The sequence below is a fragment of the Shinella sp. G-2 genome, from assembly GCF_050172695.1.
Classification (GTDB): domain Bacteria; phylum Pseudomonadota; class Alphaproteobacteria; order Rhizobiales; family Rhizobiaceae; genus Shinella.
On record NZ_JBBEYH010000028.1, the window covers coordinates 1 to 17,141 of the forward strand.

At 66.1% G+C, this 17,141-nt stretch carries 17 protein-coding genes; 3 read left to right on the top strand and 14 right to left on the bottom strand.

Annotated elements, in window-relative coordinates:
- Positions 1-45 precede the first annotated feature (45 nt).
- From speB to V8U06_RS25380, 3 genes are all read right to left on the bottom strand, one after another.
- On the bottom strand, positions 46-999 hold the full coding sequence (gene speB / locus V8U06_RS25370; protein WP_226922424.1) for an agmatinase: 954 nt from the start codon (positions 997-999) through the stop codon (positions 46-48).
- A gap of 97 nt (positions 1,000-1,096) precedes the next feature.
- Entirely contained in the window at positions 1,097-1,969 is an 873-nt protein-coding gene (locus V8U06_RS25375; RefSeq protein WP_427143045.1) for a universal stress protein, read from the bottom strand.
- The gene (locus V8U06_RS25380) at positions 1,966-3,459 is read right to left on the bottom strand and encodes an APC family permease (protein WP_226922422.1); all 1,494 of its coding nucleotides are present in this window, start codon (positions 3,457-3,459) and stop codon (positions 1,966-1,968) included. Before V8U06_RS25380 ends, V8U06_RS25375 begins: the two co-directional genes overlap by 4 nt.
- Positions 3,460-3,737: 278 nt before the next feature.
- Here V8U06_RS25380 and V8U06_RS25385 point away from each other — a divergent pair, with 278 nt between their 5' ends.
- Complete coding sequence (locus V8U06_RS25385) at positions 3,738-4,280, top strand: Lrp/AsnC family transcriptional regulator (protein WP_226922421.1); 543 nt, start codon at positions 3,738-3,740, stop codon at positions 4,278-4,280.
- A 20-nt stretch (positions 4,281-4,300) separates the two neighbouring features.
- Positions 4,301-5,212, top strand: a complete 912-nt coding sequence (locus V8U06_RS25390; RefSeq protein ID WP_427143046.1) for a carbon-nitrogen hydrolase family protein — start codon at positions 4,301-4,303, stop codon at positions 5,210-5,212.
- 15 nt (positions 5,213-5,227) lie between these two features.
- On the opposite strand, the gene V8U06_RS25395 is transcribed toward V8U06_RS25390, so the two are convergent.
- Genes V8U06_RS25395 through V8U06_RS25415 form a run of 5 tightly spaced genes read right to left on the bottom strand, consistent with a single transcriptional unit; the run spans position 5,228 to position 10,316 of the window.
- Positions 5,228-6,160, bottom strand: coding sequence for a phosphatidate cytidylyltransferase (locus V8U06_RS25395; RefSeq protein WP_427143047.1), 933 nt, complete (start codon positions 6,158-6,160; stop codon positions 5,228-5,230).
- Positions 6,157-6,813 carry a lysophospholipid acyltransferase family protein gene (locus V8U06_RS25400; RefSeq protein WP_427143048.1) on the bottom strand — a complete coding sequence of 219 codons (657 nt, stop codon included), beginning with the start codon at positions 6,811-6,813 and terminating at the stop codon, positions 6,157-6,159. Before V8U06_RS25400 ends, V8U06_RS25395 begins: the two co-directional genes overlap by 4 nt.
- Positions 6,810-7,241 (bottom strand): hypothetical protein, encoded by a 432-nt coding sequence (locus V8U06_RS25405; protein WP_427143049.1) that lies wholly within the window; start codon positions 7,239-7,241, stop codon positions 6,810-6,812. The genes V8U06_RS25400 and V8U06_RS25405 overlap by 4 nt, the downstream gene beginning before the upstream one ends.
- Entirely contained in the window at positions 7,238-8,572 is a 1,335-nt protein-coding gene (locus tag V8U06_RS25410) for a phosphatase PAP2/dual specificity phosphatase family protein (protein ID WP_427143050.1), read from the bottom strand. The genes V8U06_RS25405 and V8U06_RS25410 overlap by 4 nt, the downstream gene beginning before the upstream one ends.
- 7 nt (positions 8,573-8,579) lie before the next feature.
- On the bottom strand, positions 8,580-10,316 hold the full coding sequence (locus V8U06_RS25415) for a bifunctional alpha/beta hydrolase/class I SAM-dependent methyltransferase (protein WP_427143051.1): 1,737 nt from the start codon (positions 10,314-10,316) through the stop codon (positions 8,580-8,582).
- 122 nt (positions 10,317-10,438) lie between these two features.
- Between V8U06_RS25415 and V8U06_RS25420 the strand changes: the two genes are divergently transcribed.
- Positions 10,439-11,035, top strand: a complete 597-nt coding sequence (locus V8U06_RS25420) for a CDP-alcohol phosphatidyltransferase family protein (RefSeq protein WP_427143052.1) — start codon at positions 10,439-10,441, stop codon at positions 11,033-11,035.
- On the opposite strand, the gene V8U06_RS25425 is transcribed toward V8U06_RS25420, so the two are convergent.
- The 6 genes from V8U06_RS25425 to V8U06_RS25450 form a co-directional block, all read right to left on the bottom strand.
- Positions 11,036-12,349 carry a replication-associated recombination protein A gene (locus V8U06_RS25425; RefSeq protein WP_427143053.1) on the bottom strand — a complete coding sequence of 438 codons (1,314 nt, stop codon included), beginning with the start codon at positions 12,347-12,349 and terminating at the stop codon, positions 11,036-11,038. It lies immediately after the preceding gene.
- A 113-nt stretch (positions 12,350-12,462) separates the two neighbouring features.
- Positions 12,463-13,233, bottom strand: a complete 771-nt coding sequence (locus V8U06_RS25430) for an ABC transporter ATP-binding protein (protein ID WP_226922412.1) — start codon at positions 13,231-13,233, stop codon at positions 12,463-12,465.
- Positions 13,234-13,241: 8 nt separating this feature from the next.
- Positions 13,242-14,216, bottom strand: coding sequence for an ABC transporter substrate-binding protein (locus V8U06_RS25435; protein WP_427143054.1), 975 nt, complete (start codon positions 14,214-14,216; stop codon positions 13,242-13,244).
- Positions 14,217-14,248: 32 nt separating this feature from the next.
- The gene (locus tag V8U06_RS25440) at positions 14,249-15,100 is read right to left on the bottom strand and encodes an ABC transporter permease (protein ID WP_427143055.1); all 852 of its coding nucleotides are present in this window, start codon (positions 15,098-15,100) and stop codon (positions 14,249-14,251) included.
- A 9-nt stretch (positions 15,101-15,109) separates the two neighbouring features.
- Positions 15,110-16,462 (bottom strand): LLM class flavin-dependent oxidoreductase, encoded by a 1,353-nt coding sequence (locus tag V8U06_RS25445; RefSeq protein ID WP_226922409.1) that lies wholly within the window; start codon positions 16,460-16,462, stop codon positions 15,110-15,112.
- 100 nt (positions 16,463-16,562) lie between these two features.
- Positions 16,563-17,102, bottom strand: coding sequence for a flavin reductase family protein (locus V8U06_RS25450; RefSeq protein ID WP_226922408.1), 540 nt, complete (start codon positions 17,100-17,102; stop codon positions 16,563-16,565).
- Positions 17,103-17,141 lie beyond the last annotated feature (39 nt).

Sequence of the window (17,141 nt, forward strand, 5' to 3'; positions counted from 1 at the left end):
TCGGACGAGATATTCGCCGGTCGTAAGACGGGTGTCTGCCATGTTTTATCGCCTTTGTACGCCCGGAAGGACGCAAAGCATTTCGAAGAGAAGGTTCGCCGCCGTGATCGCCGTGTTACCGGACGGATCGTAGGGCGGGGAGACTTCGACGAGGTCGCAGCCGACGAGGTTGAGGCCCCAGCAGCCGCGGATGATTTCCAGCGCCTGGATCGTGTTGAGGCCGGCGATCTCGGGTGTGCCGGTGCCGGGCGCGATCGACGGGTCGAGGCTGTCGATGTCGAAGGAGAGGTAGACCGGACGGTCGCCCATCTGCGCGCGGACCTCTTCCATCAGCGGCGTCAGCGACTTGTGCCAGCACTCTTCCACCTGCACGACGCGGAAGCCCTGCTCGCGCGGCCAGTCGAAATCGTCGGCGGCATAGCCGGTGCCGCGCACGCCGATCTGGATGCAGCGGTTGGTGTCGAGCACACCGGCCTCCACAGCGCGGCGGAAGGGCGTGCCGTGGGCGATCGGCTCACCAAACATGTGCTCGTTGATATCGGCATGGGCGTCGACATGGATCAGGCCGACGGGGCCGTACTTTTCGGCCATGGCGCGCAGGATCGGGTAGGACAGCGTGTGGTCGCCGCCGAGCGTCAGCGGCTTGCAGCCGTTCTTGATGATGTCGCGATAGGCGTCGGTGATGATATCGACGCATTTCGGCAGGTTGAACGTGTCGATGGCGACGTCGCCGATATCGGCCACCTGCATGCTGTCGAAAGGGGCTGCCCGGGTCGCCATATTATAAGGGCGGATCATGCAGCTTTCGGTGCGAATCTGGCGCGGCCCGAAGCGCGTGCCCGGCCGGTTCGAGGTGCCGATATCCATGGGAATGCCGACAAAGCAGGCATCGAGCCCGTCCGTGGTCGGCTGCGTCGGCAGGCGCATCATGGTGGCCGGGCCGCCGAAGCGGGGCATTTCGTTACCGCCGAGCGGCTGATTGAAGGTTCTGGTCGTCATCTGTTTTCCTCCGGCGGGGCGCTGTTTCACGTCTTTTGCCCCATCCTGAATGACACTCTAAGAGACTTGCCCGAGCGGCTGGAATACCCCTTTTCGATTATTCTTCCGCACGGGGCAGGATGAGGCAGGGGACCGGCGCGTTGTGCACGATCTTGCGGGCATTCGAGCCGAGAAAGACGCGCATCAGCGGCCCGAGCTTGCTGGAGCCGAGCACGAGGATCTCCCCTTCTTCCCACGCGAGCGACTCGAAGGCAGCTTTCCAGGTCGGTCCGTCGGCGATCTCGGCGGAGAGCCCTGCCTGTCCCGCAAGCAGGGTCGACTGCGCATCGCGCGCCTGCTCGCGCAGCACGTTGGAAACGAACTGCTCGGCGTCGTAGCCGGCGCCCGTCGGATACATCTGCTTGTCGCGCACCACGAAGGTCACGAGCCGCAGCGGCACCGAATATTCCGTCGCGAGGGCCGCGCTGCGAGCAACGATGCCGGGGGCGGAGGACGAACCGGAATAGGCGGCGCTGAGCCGGCGCACCCGGGTCTCGGGGCCGGGCGCATAGCCGTGCGGCGCCACGACGATGGGCAGATGCGCCGAGCGCAGCAGTTCCGTCGTCACGCCGCCCTCGCCGAAGCGACCGAGCGGAGCTTCGCGCGCCGAGCCGAGCACGAGGCAATCGGCGCCGAGATCGGAGGCGGCCTTGATCAGGCCCTCGCGGGCGGAAGATGCGGAGATGGCCAGGAATTCGGCCGTCACGTCGGCAGGCAGCAGGGCTTTCGCTTCGGCCTGCGCGGCGGCGGTGTGGCGGGCAAGGAAGCTGCCATATTCGCCGTCGACGCGCGCCGGCGAGGGGTGGCCCCAGGTATCGGGCGTCACCGTGCAGGCGACGAGCGAGGCCTTGCAGGAGCGGGCGAGCACGGCGCCGAGCGCCAGTGCCTCCTGCCCGCCCTGGTCGGCGGAAAGTCCGACCAGGATCTTCATTCTGCCGCCTCGCCAAGGCCGGCCGGCTTTTCAAGCCGCGAGTTGCGCGCGGAGTAGCCGAAGTAGACGAGCGCGGCGATAGCGACCCAGACGCCGGTGATGGCATAGACCATCCAGCTTAGCTTGAAGATGAGATAGAGGCAGGCGGTGATGGACAGCACCGGCAGGACCGGGCCGAAGGGAACGCGGTAGCCGCGCGGCATGTCGGGCTGGGTATAGCGCAGGATCAGCACGCCGGCCGAAACGACGCTGAAGGCGGTGAGCGTGCCCATGCTCGTCAGGTCCCAGAGCAGGCCCGAAGGCACGAAGGCGGCGATCAGCGAGACGAAGATCGCGACGATGATCGTGCAGGCGACCGGCGTCATGCTGCGCGGATCGACCTTGTGGAAGATCGACGGCAAGAGGCCGTCGCGCGAGACGGCGAAGAGGATGCGCGACTGGCCGTAGAGCACGATCAGCGTGACCGAGAAGATGGAGATGACGGCGCCGCCGGCGAGCAGGTTTGCCGGCCAGGCCGCGCCCGTCAGGTTCTGCAGGATGGTGGCAAGGCCCGCTTCCTGTCCGTCGAATGCGCTCGCCGGCTGCACGCCGAGCGCCGCAAGCGCGACCAGCACGTAGAAGCCGGTGACGATGACGAGGGCGGAGATGATGGCGAGCGGCAGGTTGCGGCGCGGATTGATCACTTCTTCGCCCGCCGTCGAGACGGCGTCGAGACCGACGAAGGTGAAGAAGATCGAGGCCGCTGCGGCCTGCACGCCGCCAAAGCCGCTTTCGTTGAAGAAGGGCGTGAAATTGGCGCTGTTGAAGGCGCTGCCGGCGATGACGATGAAGAGCGTCAACACAGCGAGCTTGATCATCACCATGATGGCATTGGCGCGGGCCGATTCCTTCGCGCCGCGCAGGAGCAGGATGCAGCAGAGCGCGACGAGGATGACGGCCGGCAGGTTGATAAGGCCCGAGCCCTCCTGGAAGAAGGCCATGGCGAAGGGATGGTCGCCGTCGACGATGGTGATCGGTCCCTTGATCATCCAGCCCGGCAGCACGATGCCCGTAATGTTGAAGAGCAGCTTTTCGACATATTCGGCCCAGCCGACGGCGACGGCCGCGGCCGATATGCCGTATTCCAGCACGAGGCAGGCGGCGACGAAGAAGGCGATGCCCTCGCCGAGCGTCGCATAGGCATAGGAATAGGAGGAGCCGGAAACCGGGATCATCGAGCTCATCTCGGCATAGCAGAGGGCCGAGAGCCCCGCCGCCACCGCGGCGATGACGAAGGATATGACCACGGCAGGCCCTGCGACGGGCACCTGTTCGCTCAGCACGAAGAAGATACCCGTGCCGATGGTCGCACCGACGCCGAACATGATCAACTGGAACAGTGTGATCGAGCGGCCGAGATGGCCGTGTCCGTCGCCAGCGCCGGACGTGTCCGCCACGAGCGACGCGACAGGCTTCTTGCGCATGATCTGTTCGAGAATAGATGACGCCATCGTTCCCCCTCCGATGTCTCCTCACATGGATGAACTGTAGCGCCGGGCGCGGCAAAGGTGCTGCCGTATTTTCATCGTCTTCCGGCACTTGCTGCTGCCTGCGGCGTCCTTCGCGACAGTTTTTGTCGAAGGCGCCGGAGGGGTGCCGGGCTGGCGACGACCTCGCCCGAAGGTCAGCTTGACAGGCTCCGGGCAACAGTATCCATATGGATTCAGGCCGTATGGCCACCCTCATGGGGAGGACGCATGGCATGGTCCATGCAGCAGGGGGCGAATGAATGAAGGATGAAGACGGGTCGATCCGGCTCGATCAGATCGACTTGCGCATTCTGGCATGTCTTCAGGCCAATGCGCGCGTGACGAACCAGGAACTGGCCGATGCCGTGGGGCTTTCACCGAGCCCGTGCCTTCAGCGCGTGAAGCGGCTGGAAAAGGCCGGCGTTATCGACAGCTATCATGCCAGCATCGATCTTGCGAAGGTCTGCCGCCATGTCGACGTCATCGCCGCGGTGACGCTGAACAGCCATGGGCTCGAGGATTTCGATATTTTCGAGAAGATGGTCGAGGACATGCGCTACGTGGTGGAATGCACCAAGGTCAGCGGCCCGATCGACTATCTCGTGCGCTTCGTCTGCCCCGACATCGCCTCCTACCAGATGCTGTCGGACGAGCTTTTGCGGCTCGGCCCCAAGATCGGCAATCTCTCCAGCTATATCGTGCTGAAATCCAGCAAGCGCTACAGGGGCGTCGCCTTCGACGATCTGGTATCCCCGTCGCCGCGCAGCGTGCCGGCGCGATCCGCTCCCCGCGCAGGCAAATAGGTCATCGAGAATTGGAAATCATGTCAGGCCCTCTTTCCGACGCCATCTCCATGCCGGTTTCCGCCGGCCGCCGGGACAATACCCGTTTCATGATATCGGGCGTGCAGATGTCCGTGCCGATCTCCGGCCGCAACATTCCGGCCATGACGATCCAGGTCGAGAAGACCATGGCGCTCTATCCGGGCACAGACATGATCGTCTTTTCCGAGCTTGCCATGCATGGCCCGCTGCATGCCTGCGCGGCGGAAGATCCGGCCGTGGACGAGGCCGTGTTCCAGGCGCTTGCGGCCAAGCATCGTGTCTGGATCATTCCCGGCAGCTACTTCGTGCATCGGGAGGGGCGGACCTACAACCACTCCATCGTCATCAATCCGGATGGCGAGATCGTCGGCCGCTACGACAAGATGTTCCCCTTCATGCCTTTCGAGGCGGGGGTGACGGGCGGCACCGACTTCCTGATCTTCGACGTGCCCGATGTCGGGCGCTTCGGCCTCTCCATCTGCTACGACATCTGGTTCCCGGAGACGACGCGCACGCTGACCTCCGCCGGTGTCGAGGTGCTGCTGCACCCCGTCCTCACCGGCACGACGGACCGCAAGGCCGAGCTTGCCATCGTGCCGGCGACGGCGGTGATGTTCTCCTGCTACGTCATCGACGTGAACGGGCTCGATGCCGGTGGCGTCGGCCGCTCACTCGTCGCCGACCCGACCGGCAATGTCGTGCACCAGTGCGGCCAGGTCGCGGAAATCTTCCCGATCAATATCGACCTCGGCCTCGTGCGGCAGGTTCGCGCGGAAGGCGCCAATGGCCTCGGCCAGGTGCTGAAATCGTTCCGCGACCGCAACGTCGCCTTCTCGACCTATGACAATGGCGGTGCGTCGGCCTATCTCGACAGCCTCGGGCCGCTGGTGCCGATGCCGAAGCGCCGGTAGTTCGCCCGAAGCGCGTCAGGTCCAGGCGTAGCGCACGATGTGAAAGAACACGGGCGCGGCGAAGACGAGGCTGTCGGCCCGGTCGAGCATGCCGCCATGACCCTCGATCATATGGCCCCAGTCCTTCACGCCGCGGTCGCGCTTGATGGCGGAAGCGACGAGGCCGCCGAAGAAGCCCATGATGCAGGCAAGGCCCGCCAGCACGCCGGCTTCGAGCGGCGAGAACGGCGTAAGCCAGGAAAGCCCCGCTCCCATCAGCGAAGCGCTGACGATGCCGCCGATCAGGCCCTCCCAGGTCTTGGAGGGCGAAATGGTCGGCGCGACCTTGTGGCGGCCGAAAAGCTTGCCGAAGATATATTGCAGGACGTCGCTGCCCTGCACGGTGGCGATGAGGAAGGCGATGAGCAGAAGGCCCCGCCCCTCATTGCCCGGTATGGGCAGGGTCACCAGCGCTGGCACATGGCTGATGCAGTAGACCGACAGCATGATGCCCCATTGCTGCTCGCTGACCCGCTCGAGAAAACGGGACGTATCGCCCCGGATCGCCGTCAAGGCCGGCATGGCAAGGAAGCAGTAGACGGGGATGAAGATCGAGTAGAGCCCGTACCAGTCGATCCAGATCAGGTAATACTGCACCGGGATGATGATCAGGAACATGCCGAGCAGCGTCCAGCGGTCGGCACGGCGCGTGTTGGTGAGCGTTACATATTCGCGCAGCGCTGCGAAGGAGACGAAGGCGAACAGCAGGATGACGCCGCCCTTGCCGAAGAGGAAGGCGAGGCTGATGCCCGCGACCATGATCCACCACGCCTTGATGCGGGCATTGAGGTTTTCCAGCGTCGCCGGCAGCGGTTTGGCGCTGCGCCAGGACAGCACGCCGGCAACGAGGCTTGCCGTGACGAGCACGGCGACGAGGCCGAGAAAGAGACGGGTCGTATCGTCGCTCATCCGGAGATTCCATCCTTTTGGGGCGCAAGCGAGAGAAGGGCGTTTCGGGCGCGGTCGAGAAAGACCTTGCGGTCCTCCCCCTCGCCGAGCGTGACGGGCGCGCCGAACACGACGCGGCAGAGCAGCGGCACGGGCAGAACCGCGCCCTTGGGCAACACGCGCGACATGTTTTCGATCCAGCAGGGCACGAGCTCCACGTCCGGCCGGGCGGCGGCGAGATTGTAGAGGCCGGAGCGGAAGCGTAGCAGCGGCTCCTCCGTCATGTTGCGCGTGCCCTCGGGAAAGAAGATCAGCGATTGGCGGGCATCGAGCGCGGCGAGCATGATCTGCAGGGGATCGGCGGTGCGCTCCACCCAGTTGCGCTCGACCAGCACGGTGCGCAGCAGGGTCCCGGCAATGAAACGGCGAACGGGGCCGGCATTCCAGTAGTCCGCCCCCGCGACGGCGGCCGTGCGACCGCGCTCGGTGGGGTGCAGGCAGGTCGAGACGAGGATGAAATCGCCATGGCTGGCATGGTTGGCGAAGTAGATGCGCTGCCGGCCGTTGGGCGCCGTGCCGGCCCAGATCGGCCGGACGCCGGTGACGGCGCGGGCAAGGCCGGCGAGAACGGCGCCGGATGTCGCCTGCAGCAGGGATTTTCCGACCCCCGTCATACACCGCCCCCATTGGCCGCGTCGAGCAGCAGAATGGCGTAGAGCGCGATGCCGATCACAAGCGAAAACCGCTGCAGGCGGAGAAGACGGCGGCATCCGGCGAGACGTTCCGCCAGGGGAGCGGTCCGCCCGTCGCGCGTGCGAAGGCCCATGCGGGCAAGCACGTCGTCGATGGCGGCAAGGCCTGCTTCTTCCGTGTCATGCGAGGCCGCGAGCCGGAACAGCGCGGCGTCGAACAGCAGATGCACCGAGAAAGCGAGCGGCAGGAGGCAGAAGGAAAGCAGCAGCCACCAGGCGAGCGGTCCGGTAAAGCCATGTGCGCCGGCCGTGGGCGGCGCGGCGGCGAGGATGGCGAGCGCGATGCCGCCACCGATGAGACTGTTTCGCCGCAGGCTGCGGGCGGCGTTGTCCGCGGAGAGACCCGTCATCGCGCGGCCTCCTCGATCGCGGCATAGGCCTCGAAGGGCAGATGCACCGACCGCCCGGCTGCCTTGATCTGGGCTTCGGCGGCGACCGCATTTTCGGCGAACCCCGCCCGCATCAGATAGCTGGCCGCGACGAGGGCGCTGCGCTGGAATCCGAGCGCGCAGCAGATCAGCACCGGCCCGTGGCGGCGGGCCTCTTCCACTGCATGAACGGCTTCCCGAAGACGCGGGGCCGGCACAGGGAGCAGGTCCATGGACGGAAAGGCGCGCCAGGCGAGCCCCGGCACGGCGAGCCCCGGCAGTTCCGCGCTCATGTCGATGATGGCGGCGTAGGTCGCAAGCTCGCCCGGCGACGGCATGCGGCCGAGGAAGACACCGTCCGCGATCTCCGCCGCTGCCGGCAGCCGGCGCGTCCACCAGCGCAGGTTCGCGCGCGCGCCGAGGCGATAGGGCAGCAGCAGCCAGCGGCTTGCCAGACTGATGCGGCCGTCCGTCCTCTTCTGGAAGACGCCGGGCCCCGCCCCTGCATAGCCGAGCGCGACGATGGCGAGCGCAAGCGCCGGCCAGAGGAGGGTGAGGCCCGCGCCGGAGGCGCGCGTCTCCAGGATGCAGAGGACGAGGAGGCCGCCTGCACCTGCCGCATAATAGGCGGCCAGTCGTCGTGCCCGCGCGTCATTCGTCAGGCGGAAACCGGCGAGCGGCACGACGCCGCTTGCCGGAAACAGCCAGAGGGCAAAAAAGCCCAGCAGAGCACCGGTCGGGATGTCGATGGCGTGGTGCTGCCAGGTCGTCAGCACCGAGAGGCCGATCAGCAGGCTCCAGCCATGCCAGAGCATGCGTGTCTTTCCGGCCAGCCGGCCGCGCCAGTGGTCCCAGATGATCACGAGGAGGGCGATGTGCAGCGAGGGCGCCTGGTTGAACGGCTTGTCGAAACCGCCGAGCACGTCGAACAGGAAGCCCGGCAGGCCGTCCGTGTCCGGCCGCAGGAAAATCGCCTGAAGGGGGAAGGCGATGAAGCAGGCGACGGCAATGATCTGCGCCGTGAGGTAGCGTCGCGCCAGGCGGCCGACGGCCGCGGGCGTCTCGTTGACGAAGAGCGAGAGCGCATAGAAGGCATTGATCGACCAATAGGGCACGATCGTCCAGGCAAGGAAAGGGATGTGCCTCTCCCAGCCGAAGGCAAGGTTCGGCACGTTGCTGCGCAGCGATGCCAGCCAGTTGGCCGTGCCGTAGGTAAGGTAGAAGAACGGTGCCAGCACGGCGAGCCAGAGCGCCGCCGCACGAAGAGCGGCGCGGCGGTCGGTTGCCAGAACCGGTGCAATCCCCTCCCCCATGGTTTCCTCAGATGCGCTCGGCCAGCGACACGGTGAAAATCCCCCATTTGTCGATGCGTTGCTCGATCTTGCGGAAGCCTGCGGCCGCGACGAGCTGGTCCATTTCCTGTTGGGTGCGCCGGCGCATGATCCAGGCTTCGCCGCCCCGGTGCGAGGTGAGCGCCCGGGCGATCATTTCGAGTTGCGGGTGCCAGGGCTGTCCGGTGTAGAGAAGCAGGGACCCGGGTTCCAGCGCCTGTGCAAGGCCGGCGAGCGAAGCCTCGATCTGGGCATTGTCAGGGAAAAGCTCGTAGAGGCCGGAGACGATGGCGAGGGTCGGCTTCGGATCCGTCGCCGCCAGCCCCGCCGTATCGAAGGCGTCGGCCCGATGGAAGGAAGCACTCTCCTGAAGGCCCCGCTCGGCGATCAGCGCGGTGCCCTTCTCCACGTTGATCGGCGAATAGTCCTGCAGACGGATGCTCTCGGGTTTCGCTTCCGACGCCGTCACTGCGTCGAGCACGTAGCGCCCGTGTCCGGCGGCGATGTCGAGGACGCGCAGCGGCTTGCCCTCCTCCTTGAGACGGGACAGCGCCTTGCCGATCAACTCTTCCAGATGGACCTTGCGCTGGCGAATGCCGCGCCAGCCGATGGCTTCGAGAAACTGCCGGTCGATCAGCCGTCCGCCCGGTCCAAGGCCACGGGGCTCGTTCTCATAGACATAATCGAGTGTCGAGCCGGAATCGAAGCCGGTCCGGACACCCGTCCTGATGCCCTCGGAAAACAGTCCGCCGAAGCGGATCGAGGCGCGCGTCAAGGCCCAGTAGAGGCCGCGCGGGGACAGGAGCGGCAGCGGGCTTGCCAGCCTGTCGGCCTCGTCGCGCGTGTAGCCGGACCGATGGGCCTGGCGCACGTCCGCCGCCACCGGCGGTTCGGCGAAACGCGCAAGGAGGAAGGTGCGCACCTTCTCCAGCGCCTTTGCCCGGTCCCGCTCGCCGAGCGTATCGTGGTAGAAGCCGGGCAGGACATGCCGCTCCTTGATCGTGCTGCCGAGGTTTTCGAAGAAGCGGTGCTGCGGGGCATGGCGCACGACGAAGTCGCTGCCGGAAACAAGCAGCTGTGTCGGAACGGTCATGGCGCGGGCGTCCGCCACCACCCGGTCGGCGGCCTCGTAGAGTTCCAGCAGGATGTTCGAGGCGATGGGCCGGGTGATCAGCGGATCGGCCTCGAAAGAGGCGATGCGCGCAGGATCATGCGTCAGGAAGCGCGCCTTGACGTAGGAGTTGACGAAGAACGTACCTTTCAGTTTCTGCCAGAGTGCGATGCCCTCCTTGGCGAAGGGCACGTAGAGCTTGACGTCGAAGGCCGGAGAGGCGAGCACCAGCGCACGGATATCCGGCGCATAGTCATGCACCCAGGTCGCGGCCAGCACGGCCCCGACGCTCTGGGCGACAACGGCGACCTGGCTCATCTCGAAGCCGCCGGTCTCGCGGATATGGCGCACGAAGCAGTCAAGATCGCGTACCGTATGGGCAAAAGATGGCGAATGGCCGCGTTCGCCCGGCGAGCGGCCATGGCCGCGCGCATCCCAGGCATAGAAGGCGAAATCGTCGAGGCCCAGTTCTTCGGCGATATGGGCGACGCGGCCGCTATGCTCGTGGCCGCGGTGCAGCAGCACGACGGCCCCCTTCGCAACGCCCGACCGGGCAGGCCAGTAGCGGTAGAACAAGTCCACGCCGTCATGGCTCGCGAATGCCTTTTCCATCATGCCGTCATTCCTTCCCGCAAACATCGTTCTCCCCTATACGGATGAGACCGTGCATTCGCAGTTGATTTCCCGTCGATTGCGCTTTCATTTCAATCAGAGCAATCGAGCGGATTCGCGCTTCCATGTCGATCTACAAACTGAAATCTTCCTTCCAGACCCTGTTGCGCCCTCTGGTGGAGCGGCTTGCGCGCATGGGGCTCACGGCCAATCAGGTCACGATGGTTGCTGCCATCGTATCGGTCGGCATCGGCGCTCTTCTGGTCGCCCGCCCGGAGCCTGCGCTCTTTGCGCTGGTGCCGGTCTGGATGTTCCTGCGCATGGCGTTCAATGCGGTCGACGGCATGCTTGCCCGCGAACACGGGCAGAAAAGCGCGCTCGGCGGCTATCTCAACGAAATCACCGATGTCGTTTCCGACGCGGCACTCTATGTGCCCTTCGCGCTCATCGCGCCGTTCAATCTGCCCTGGCTTGCCGCCATCGTGTTTCTCGCCACGCTGACGGAGTTTGCCGGCGTGCTTGGCGCCGTCCACGGCAACGGCCGGAACTACGAGGGGCCGATGGGCAAGAGCGACCGGGCGCTGCTCTTCGGTGCGCTCGGCGCGCTGGTCGCCGGCTTCGGCACGCTGCCCGCCTGGACCTGGCATATCCAGCCGATGGCCTGCGTGCTGCTCGCCTGGACCGTCGTCAACCGCATCCGGGCGGGCCTTGCCGCAGCCTGATCAGCGTTTTCCGAAACGTTGCGGCGTTCGCCGGCCCGTCACCTGTTCCCAATGTTCGTCCGCGCGCCGCTCGAAGGTGGCAGCCTCGCGGGCGTCGCTCTGGTAGAAGGCGCCGCGCGGAACGTCCGGTGCATAGACCTGATCGCTCCAGCCGCGTCCGTCGTCGTGCGGAAAGGCATAGCCGACATGGCCCAGCGCGGCCGCGCCTTTGTAATGCGCATCGCGCAGATGCATCGGCACGGCGGAAGGCGCTTCGCTGGCCACATGGGCGAGCGCCAGCGAGATGCCGCGGCAGGCCGCGTTGGATTTCGGGGCGCGGGCGACATGCAGGGCGGCGTGGGCAAGCACGATCTGCGCTTCGGGATAACCGATCTTCTCCACCGCATGCAGCGCCGCGACGGCCGTCTGCAATGCGGTGTTGTCGGCAAGGCCGACATCCTCCGAGGCATGGATCATGATGCGGCGGGCGATGTAGCGCGGGTCTTCTCCGCCATGGACGAGCCGCGCCAGCCAGTAGAGCGTCGCGTCGGGATCGGAGCCACGCATGGACTTCACGAAGGCGGAGACCACGTCGTAATGCGCATCGCCCGACCGGTCGTGGTTGACGGGCGCGGCGGCATAGGCCTCCTCGACCATCGCCTCGGTGATGGTGACGGTCTTGCCCGGCGCATGGCCGACGGCAAGGCTTTCCAGCACGGTCAGGGCGCGGCGCGCGTCGCCGCCGGACCGGCCGGCAATGCGGCGAAGCTGCTCCGGTTCCAGCCGCACCGCGATGCCCTGCGCCGCAAGATGGGCAAGGCCGCGCCGCACCACTTCCTCCATCTCCTCCAGTGTCAGCGGTTCCAGCTTGAGGATCGTCGAGCGCGAGATGAGAGCAGGCGTCAGCGTGTGATAGGGATTGCCCGTCGTCGCGCCGATGAAGTCGGCGACGCCCTCCTCGCAGAGCGCCAGCAGGTGGTCCTGCTGCGTGGCGCTGAAGCGGTGTACCTCGTCGGCGAAAAGCAGGGTCGGGCGCATGCGCGCCTCGTCGGCGATCTTCCTGATATCGGCGACATTGTTGTGCGCGGCGTGCAGCGGGCGGAAGTTCTTGCCGAGCATGTTGCCGATGGCGCGGGCGATCGACGTCTTGCCGAGGCCCGGTGGGCCATAGAGGATGATGCTGCCGAGCCGGCCGGCGGCGATGCGCCGGCGCAGCATCGTGCCTTCGCCGATCACCTTCTCCTGACCGATCACGTCGTCCAGCGTCGCCGGGCGCAGTTCCGCCGCCAACGGCATCGAGCCGGTGCGCGGCGCGGCGTCGAAAAGATCGCTCATGGGGACCCCCGTCGAAAGGCTTTTCCATTTCGTCCGGGCAAAAGAACCCGCCTGCCCGGCCGGATGACGTTCGTCTACCGGCCGAAGCGGGGCGGGTCAAAGGCAATCTCGCCTCAGTGCAGGCCGAAGAGCTTCAAAAGCTCCTCGCGATGACGCACGAAATCGGGTGAACTGCGATCGCGCGGACGTGGCAGATCGATGTCGATCAGCCGCGGCGCGGCGGTCTTTTCGCGCGGCAGGATGAGGATGCGGTCGGCAAGGTAGATCGCCTCCTCCAGATCATGGGTGACGAGGATTGTGGTCACGTCCTCGTCGCGCCAGATGCGCGTCAGTTCCTGCTGCATGCCGATCTTCGTCATGGCGTCGAGCGCGCCGAGCGGTTCGTCCAGCAGAAGGATTTCCGGCTGGACGGCGAGCGCCCGGGCGATGCCGACGCGCTGGGCCATGCCGCCCGAGAGCTGGCGCGGATAGGCGTTCTCGAAAGCCTGCAGGCCGACGAGCTGCACGTAGCGGCGCGCGCGGTTGCGTGCTTCCGCGCGGCTGACGCCGCGGGTGTCGAGGCCGAAGGCGACATTGTCGATCACGGTCAGCCAGGGCAGGAGGCGCGGTTCCTGGAAGATGACGGCGCGTTCGGTGCCGACGCCCTCGACCGTCTTGCCGTCGATGAGCACCTCGCCGCCATCGGCATTTTCCAGCCCGGCGAGAATGCGCAGCAGCGTCGTCTTGCCCGAGCCGCTCGCGCCGACGATGGCGAGGCTCTCGCCGGAGCGGATCGTGAGGTTGATGTCCTTCAGCACCGGCAGCGGCCGGCCATTGAGGGGAAAGGATTTGGAGAGGTGACGAACCGTCACCTCTCCGCGCGGCGTTTCGGGGGAAAGGCTCATAGCGGACCTCAGTTCGTCGCGGTTTCAGGCGAGTAGAGCACGTCCTTGGCGGCGAGCTGGCCTTCCTTCAGCTTGCCCTCGCGCACCAGGACGTCGATCCAGAACTGCACGTCCCGTTCGACCGGCAGACCGCCGGCACGAACGCCGTAGCCTCGGAAATACTGGGCGATGTCGGGATTTTCCCCTCGCTCCTTCAGGGCTTTGGCGAAGATCTCGCGGGTTTCCGCCGGATGCTCGCGAGCATAGTCGAGCGCGCGGGCGGACTGTTCCACGAAGGTCTTGGCCGCGTCCGGATGCGCCTTCACGAAGTCGCGGCGCAGCACCACGAAGCCGCCGGCGATTTCACCGAGCACCTCGGTATCGCCGAAGATGGCGCGCAGGCCACCGTTCTTCTTCGCAGCACCCTCGAAGGTCGTCTGCCAATAGCCGAACGCCGAGATGTCGACCTGGCCGGAGCGCAGGACCTGCTCGAGCTGCGGACCCGGCACGACGACCTGATTGGCCGCGTCTGTCGGCAGGCCGGCGGCGTGCAGCGCCTCGCGGATCGTATAGTCGAGATGGGCGCCGAGCGTGTTCACCGCAATGCTCTTGCCGGCGATGTCCTTGATATTCTTGATCGGACTGTCTTCCAGCACGTAGAAGATCGACTGCACCTCCTTGTTGATGCCGTTCGACGGATAGGCGGCGACGAAGTCGTTGCCGCTGACGATGGAGTTGAGCACGGCGGCCGTCGCCGCGCTGCCGAGTTCCACGTCGCCGGAGGCGAGCGCGATCAGCGACGCCGGTCCGCCGCCGGCGTAACCGACGTTTTCGATGCTGATGCCGGTTCCCTCGAAGTAGCCGAGTTCGGCGGCCAGTTCATGGGCCGAAAGGCCGCCCTGGCTGGCGAGGTAGCGGAACGTGACGTCTTCCGCTGCCGCGGTGCCGGCAAGGCCGAGGAAGAGGGTGGCGGAGAGAAGAAGTTTTCTGGAATGGAAGGTCATGACAGGGATCCTTTGAGAAAGAGGGGCAGGCGTCAGGCGTTCGGCTGCGACCAGCGGCAGAGTTTGCGCTGAAGAAGGACGAGCACGGCATTGGCGGCAAGGCCGAGCAGCGCCAGCAGCAGAATTGCCGCGAACATCAGCGGGATCTGGAAGTTGTACTGGGCATTCATCACCTGGAAGCCGACGCCCTTGTTCGCGCCGATCATCTCCGCCGCGATCAGCAACAGGAGGGCGGTCGTGGCGGAAAGGCGCAGGCCCACGAAGATGGCGGGCACCGCTGCCGGCAGCACCACGCGGCGGAAGACCGTGAGGCGGCTCGCGCCGTAGGTGCGCGCCATCTCGATCAGCTTCGTATCCACTTCCTTCACGCCGCCGATTGTGGCGAGCAGGATGGGGAAGAGCGTCGCCCAGAAGATGACGAAGACCTTGGATGTTTCGCCCAGTCCGAGCAGCAGGATGAAGACCGGATAGAGCGCGAGTGCGGAGGTCTGGCGGAAGAACTGCAGCAGCGGATCGAGCGCCTGCTCGACGATGCGTGCCTGTCCCATGACGAGGCCAAGAGGAATGCCGATGGCGACGGCGGCCAGGAAGGCGATGCCGGAGCGCTGCAGGCTGATCGCGATGTCGTCGACCAGCGCGCCGCTGGACAGGCTGTCCCAGAGCGCGGCGACGATCACGTCGAGCGGCGGAAAGACGGCAGGATTGACCCAGCCTCGCGTGCTCGAAATCTGCCAGAGGGCGAGGAAGGCCAGAACCAGGCCGTAGCGGGCAAAGAAGGGCGAGAGAAAGGCACTCACCTGCCCGAGGGCAGAGGGTGCGGCCCGCTGACGCGTGGCAAGGCGGAAGTCCGCGCCGAGCGTGGAGTTCAGGTTTTCAAGCGACATTCCAGCCTCCTATTCTGCGGCCTGAGACGTGGCACGCGCGCCAGCCCAGCGGTTGATCGGGAAAGGCAGGCCAAGGTTTTCGCGCAGCGTGGTGCCCTCATAGGCGGTGCGGAACAGGCCCCGGCGCTGAAGTTCGGGAATGACAAGGTCGACGAAATCGTCGAGCGCGGTCGGCAGCCACGGCGGCAGGATGTTGAAGCCGTCGGCGGCCTCGTTCTCGAACCACTCCTGCAGGGTATCGACGATCGTTTCCGGCGTGCCGACGATGGTGAAGTGGCCACGGGCCGTCGCCACCCACTGGTAGAGCTGGCGGATCGAGAAATTGTTCTCGTCGGCGATCTGGCGGATCAGCGCCTGGCGGCTCTTCATGCCTTCGGTCGGCGGCGCGGGCGGCAGCGGGCCGTCGATATCGTACCCCTTGAGATCCAGCGTGCCACCGGTAAGGCCGTTGAGCAGGCCGACGCCGTCTTCCTCCAGGATGAGCGCGGTAAGGCGCTCGTATTTCTCCTGCGCTTCCGCCTGCGTACGGCCGACGAAGGGGGCGACGCCCGGCATGACGAGGATATGGTCCGGGTTTCGACCAAGGCCCCGGGCGCGCGCCTTGATGTCGCGATAGAATTCCTGGGCGGTATCGAGGTGTTGATGGGCTGTGAAGATCACCTCGGCCGTGGCCGCGGCGAGCCCGCGCCCGTCATCCGACTGGCCAGCCTGCACGATGACCGGGTGGCCCTGCGGGGAACGGGGCACGTTGAGCGGTCCGCGCACCTGGAAATGTTCGCCGCGATGCTCGCTCTCGTGCAGCTTTGCCGGATCGTAGAAGGTGCCGCTTTCCTTGTCGCGGAGGAACGCGTCGTCCTCGAAGCTGTCCCACAGCGCCTTGACCACCTCGACATGCTCGGCGGCGCGGCGATAGCGCGCTGCGTGGGGCAGTTGTGTGTCGCGGTTGAAGTTCTGCGCGGTCGGATCGCCCGTGGTGGTGACGACGTTCCAGCCAGCGCGCCCGCCCGAGAGAAGGTCCAGCGAAGCGAACTTGCGCGCCGTGTTGTAGGGCTCCTCGTAGGTCGTGGAGGCAGTGGCGATGAAGCCGAGATTCTTGGTGAAAGGCGCGAGCGCGGAGAAGAGCGTCACCGGCTCGAAACCCGCCACGCGGGCATTGCCGCCTTCCCGCGCGCCACCGAAGCCGACGGCGAGATTGTCCGCGAGGAAATAGGCATCGAAGAGGCCGCGTTCGGCGGTCTGGGCGAGTTGCCTGTGGAAGTCGAAGCTGGTCGCGCCGTCCACCGGCTGGTCCGGGTGGCGCCATGCGGCGATATGCTGGCCGCCGCCGGGAAGGAATGCGCCAAGCCTGATCTTGCGTGTCATGTCGGTTCCTTTTGGTTCATGGGAGGGCCTTGTCGAAAGCCGCAGTTTTCCGATCCCGCGCGCGGCGGGTTGTGGTTTTGCAATGCGCTGATGGGCTAGGTCAGCCGACGGTGTGGTAGCGGCCGTCCTGATAGAGCAGCGAGCGGCCGGCGCCGATGCGGATCGCCAATACCTTGCCGATGACGATCACGTGGCTGTGCCGCTCGATGGCTTCCTCGACGGTACAATCGATGGCGGCGGCGGCATCGACCAACAAAGGCGCGCCGGTGACGGCCGTGGTCCATTCTGCGCCGCGATAACGATCCGGCCCGCGCAGGCCGCCGCGCCCGGCGAACTGGTTGGCAAGCGTCTCATGTCCGGGGCCGGCGATGTTGACGGCGAAGTGCCCGAAGCGCTCGACGACCGGCCATGTGGAGGATGTGCGGTTGAGGGCGACGAGCATGCGTGCCGGCTCGACGGATAGCGCCGTTGCCGAGGTGACGGTGGCGCCGGTGCGGGTCTCCCCCTCCCCCGCCGTGATGATGCTGACCCCGCCGCCGAGCGTGCGCAGTGCCGCCTTCAGGCTGTCGGCATCGGCCGGGTGATCGAAGAGCGCCGTGTTGTGGCGATTGAAATGGGTGTTTTCGACATGGGCATTCATCGTTTCCGCTCCGCTGGAAACCCCTGATGCTCATAGGGA

Coding starts and splice junctions, on each gene's coding strand:
- V8U06_RS25415 (WP_427143051.1), bottom strand. CDS start 10,316: ATGATGGAAAAGGCATTCGCGAGCCATGACGGCGTGGACTTGTTCTAC.
- V8U06_RS25430 (WP_226922412.1), bottom strand. CDS start 13,233: ATGAGCCTTTCCCCCGAAACGCCGCGCGGAGAGGTGACGGTTCGTCAC.
- V8U06_RS25420 (WP_427143052.1), top strand. CDS start 10,439: ATGTCGATCTACAAACTGAAATCTTCCTTCCAGACCCTGTTGCGCCCT.
- V8U06_RS25395 (WP_427143047.1), bottom strand. CDS start 6,160: ATGAGCGACGATACGACCCGTCTCTTTCTCGGCCTCGTCGCCGTGCTC.
- V8U06_RS25390 (WP_427143046.1), top strand. CDS start 4,301: ATGTCAGGCCCTCTTTCCGACGCCATCTCCATGCCGGTTTCCGCCGGC.
- V8U06_RS25385 (WP_226922421.1), top strand. CDS start 3,738: ATGAAGGATGAAGACGGGTCGATCCGGCTCGATCAGATCGACTTGCGC.
- V8U06_RS25410 (WP_427143050.1), bottom strand. CDS start 8,572: ATGGGGGAGGGGATTGCACCGGTTCTGGCAACCGACCGCCGCGCCGCT.
- V8U06_RS25380 (WP_226922422.1), bottom strand. CDS start 3,459: ATGGCGTCATCTATTCTCGAACAGATCATGCGCAAGAAGCCTGTCGCG.
- V8U06_RS25375 (WP_427143045.1), bottom strand. CDS start 1,969: ATGAAGATCCTGGTCGGACTTTCCGCCGACCAGGGCGGGCAGGAGGCA.
- V8U06_RS25425 (WP_427143053.1), bottom strand. CDS start 12,349: ATGAGCGATCTTTTCGACGCCGCGCCGCGCACCGGCTCGATGCCGTTG.
- V8U06_RS25405 (WP_427143049.1), bottom strand. CDS start 7,241: ATGACGGGTCTCTCCGCGGACAACGCCGCCCGCAGCCTGCGGCGAAAC.
- V8U06_RS25400 (WP_427143048.1), bottom strand. CDS start 6,813: ATGACGGGGGTCGGAAAATCCCTGCTGCAGGCGACATCCGGCGCCGTT.
- V8U06_RS25435 (WP_427143054.1), bottom strand. CDS start 14,216: ATGACCTTCCATTCCAGAAAACTTCTTCTCTCCGCCACCCTCTTCCTC.
- V8U06_RS25450 (WP_226922408.1), bottom strand. CDS start 17,102: ATGAATGCCCATGTCGAAAACACCCATTTCAATCGCCACAACACGGCG.
- speB (WP_226922424.1), bottom strand. CDS start 999: ATGACGACCAGAACCTTCAATCAGCCGCTCGGCGGTAACGAAATGCCC.
- V8U06_RS25445 (WP_226922409.1), bottom strand. CDS start 16,462: ATGACACGCAAGATCAGGCTTGGCGCATTCCTTCCCGGCGGCGGCCAG.
- V8U06_RS25440 (WP_427143055.1), bottom strand. CDS start 15,100: ATGTCGCTTGAAAACCTGAACTCCACGCTCGGCGCGGACTTCCGCCTT.